The 2,777-nt window shown below is 68.8% G+C and carries 2 protein-coding genes; both read left to right on the forward strand.

What is annotated here, in order from left to right; all coding sequences use genetic code 11:
• Positions 1-232: 232 nt before the first annotated feature.
• Positions 233-697, forward strand: coding sequence for a flagellar biosynthesis repressor FlbT (locus tag TSO5_RS24730; protein ID WP_247870957.1), 465 nt, complete (start codon positions 233-235; stop codon positions 695-697).
• Positions 694-2,777: tetratricopeptide repeat protein (locus TSO5_RS24735; RefSeq protein WP_146203833.1), on the forward strand; the 2,084-nt coding region annotated here is incomplete at its 3' end. The genes TSO5_RS24730 and TSO5_RS24735, both read left to right, overlap by 4 nt.

A 2,777-nucleotide genomic window follows, 5' to 3' on the forward strand; every position in this document is an offset into this window, starting at 1 on the left:
CTGCTGATGCTGCAGACCCGGCAGCAGCTGGGCACCATCGCCCTCTCGCTGGCCAACCAGTCGCAGCAGTCGATCCTGCGCCTGTTCTAAGGCGTAGAGTTCGGACGGCAAGTTCGGGTAGGATCACGCCCGGCGGGCGGCGGCATCAGGCCGCCGCCCGTTTCTTTTTTGGGCCGGACCGGGCCGGCAAAGGCCGGACGGCGACGGCCCGCAAGCCCCGGGTTCCTCACTCATGCCACTCAAGTTCGTGCTTCGTCCCAACGAGAAGGTCATCATCAACGGTGCCGTCATCGGTGCCGGGGACCGTCCGGGCTCGTTCTTCCTTTACAACACCGCCAATTTCCTGCGTGGACGCGAGGTGCTGAAGGAAGAGCAGATCGACTGTATCGAGAAGAAGCTCTATTTCGTCATTCAGCTCGTCTACATCTTCCCGGAAGACTCGACGCTGAACCTTCAGCGCTTCGCCTCCATTCTCGACGAAACGCGCGAGGCGCGGCCCGACGCCGCCAAGACGCTGGACGAGATCACGCGACTGGTCGAAGGCCGCAACTACTACCGGGCGCTCAAGCTCTGCCGCAAACTGTTCAGGGCGGCGGACGGCGCGGTGGTCGATGACGGTGCCGAGCAGATCGGCGCCGAACAGATCGGCGGTGGCGCCGACGACGACGACACCCCGACGACAGACCGGATGCCGTGACCGCCGCTGATCTGCTCGACGCCGCATTGCCGCTGCACCGCGCCGGCCGCCTCGCCGAGGCGCTGGCGCTGTATCGCCGGATGCTGATCGACGATCCGGCGCATGCCGACGCGCTGCACCTGTCGGCCATGATCGCCTACCAGACCGGCCGGACCGCCGAGGCACTTTCCGGACTGGGGGCGGCCCTGGCGCTGCAGCCGCGCTTTCCGACCGCCTACAACAGCCTCGGCAATGTTCTGGCCGATCTGAACATGCCGGAGGAGGCGCTTGCCGCCTATGCGGTCGCGATCAGGCAGAACGACCGCTATGTCGAGGCCTATGGCAACCGCGCCACCGTGCTTCAGCACCTCGGCCGGCGGGAAGAGGCGGCGGACTCCTATGCACGCGCGCTGACCTTCGACCCCGACAATCTGACCGCCCGTTTCAACTACGGCATCCTCCAGCGGGAAATGGGCCGGATCGCGCCGGCGGCCAATGCCTTCTACGCGGTGGTCCAGGCCGACCCGTCGCGGTCCGCCGCCTGGCGGCATCTGGCGATCTGCCTGCGCGGGCTGGGCCACCCGGATGCGGAGGCCTGCCTGCGCCGTGCGCTGGAGGCTGTCCCGGCCGACGAGGAGCTGTCGCTGGAACTGGGCGTGCTGCTGAATGGCCGGGGCGACCATGGGGAGGCCTGCCGCATTCTCACTCCGGCGGTCGCGGCGCATCCCGGCAATGCGAAGTTGCACTTCACCTTCGGCACCGCCCTGCAGGGCATGGGGCGGCTGCGTGAGGCGGTCGCGCAGTTCCGCCTTGCGTTGGACCGCGAACCGACGATGCAGGGCGCCTGCAACAATCTGGGCGTGGCCCTGCTCGAACTCGGGATGACCGGCGAAGCCGTCCCGGTGCTGCGTCGGGCGCTGGTCCTCAGCCCCGACGACGCCGTGGCGGTCAACAACCACGGGACGTCGCTGGAGGATCGCTACGACCCCGCCTGCGATTTCGAACGGCCGGCGCGGTGGTACCGGCGCGCCCTGCGCCTTCGGCCCGACTACGGGAAGGCCCTGGTCAATCTCGCCGGCACCCACATCGGCATGCGGGAAACCATCCGCGCCGAGCATCTCTGTCGCCGTGCCGCGGCGGCCGATCCCCGAAGCGTGGAGGCCTTTTCCAACCTCGCCGGCCTGCTTCTCGAGCGCGACGACACCGCCGGGGCGGTGCGTCTGTACCGGCGCGCCTTGGCGCTCGACGCCGGGAACCCGACCGCATTGACCGGCTACGGCCTTGCCCTGCAGATTCTCGGCCGTATCGGGGAGGCGGAGGCGGCCCATCGGCGCGCGCTGGAGATCGACGGCAACAATGCGGAGGCCGCGGGCAATCTCGGCATGATGATCTGGCAATACCGCCAGGACCACGCGGCGGCCGAGCCCTTCATGAACCTCGCCTTGTCGGTCAATCCATCACTCGGCACGGCGCACCTCAACCGCGGCATGATGCGCCTCACCCGCGGCGATCTCGCCGGCGGGTGGGAGGGATATCGCTGGCGTTTCCGGGCCAAGGGGTATGTGAACCGCCGGATCGCCGCTCCGCTGTGGCGCGGCGAGGAGCCCGGTGGCAGCCGCATGCTGGTGTGGCGCGAGCAAGGGGTCGGTGACGAGATCCTGTTCGCCTCCTGCTATCCGGCGTTGATCGCGCGCGCCGGGCATGTGGTGATCGAATGCGACCGACGGTTGGTGCCGTTGTTCGCACGCTCCTTTCCCCGGGCGACCGTCCGGGCGGAATCGGTCGATGCCGCCGGCCGGGAGACGATTCATTCGCCGGACCGGCCGCCGGGCGTCGATTTCCATGTGCCGGCCGGCAACCTGCCGGAACTGTTGCGCGGCAGCCTGTCCGCCTTCGAGCCACAGGGGCCCTGGCTGGCGGCGGACCCGGCGCTGGTGGAGCGCTGGCGGGAGCGGCTGGCGGCGCTGGGGCCCGGCTTGCGGATTGGTATTGGCTGGCGCAGCCAGCTGATGACCGCCGAGCGCAAGGCCGCCTATGTGCTGCTGGAGCATTGGGGACCGCTGTTCGCCGTCCCCGGACTGGTGTTCGTCAACCTGCAATA

This window comes from Azospirillum sp. TSO5 (assembly GCF_003116065.1).
Classification (GTDB): Bacteria; Pseudomonadota; Alphaproteobacteria; order Azospirillales; family Azospirillaceae; genus Azospirillum.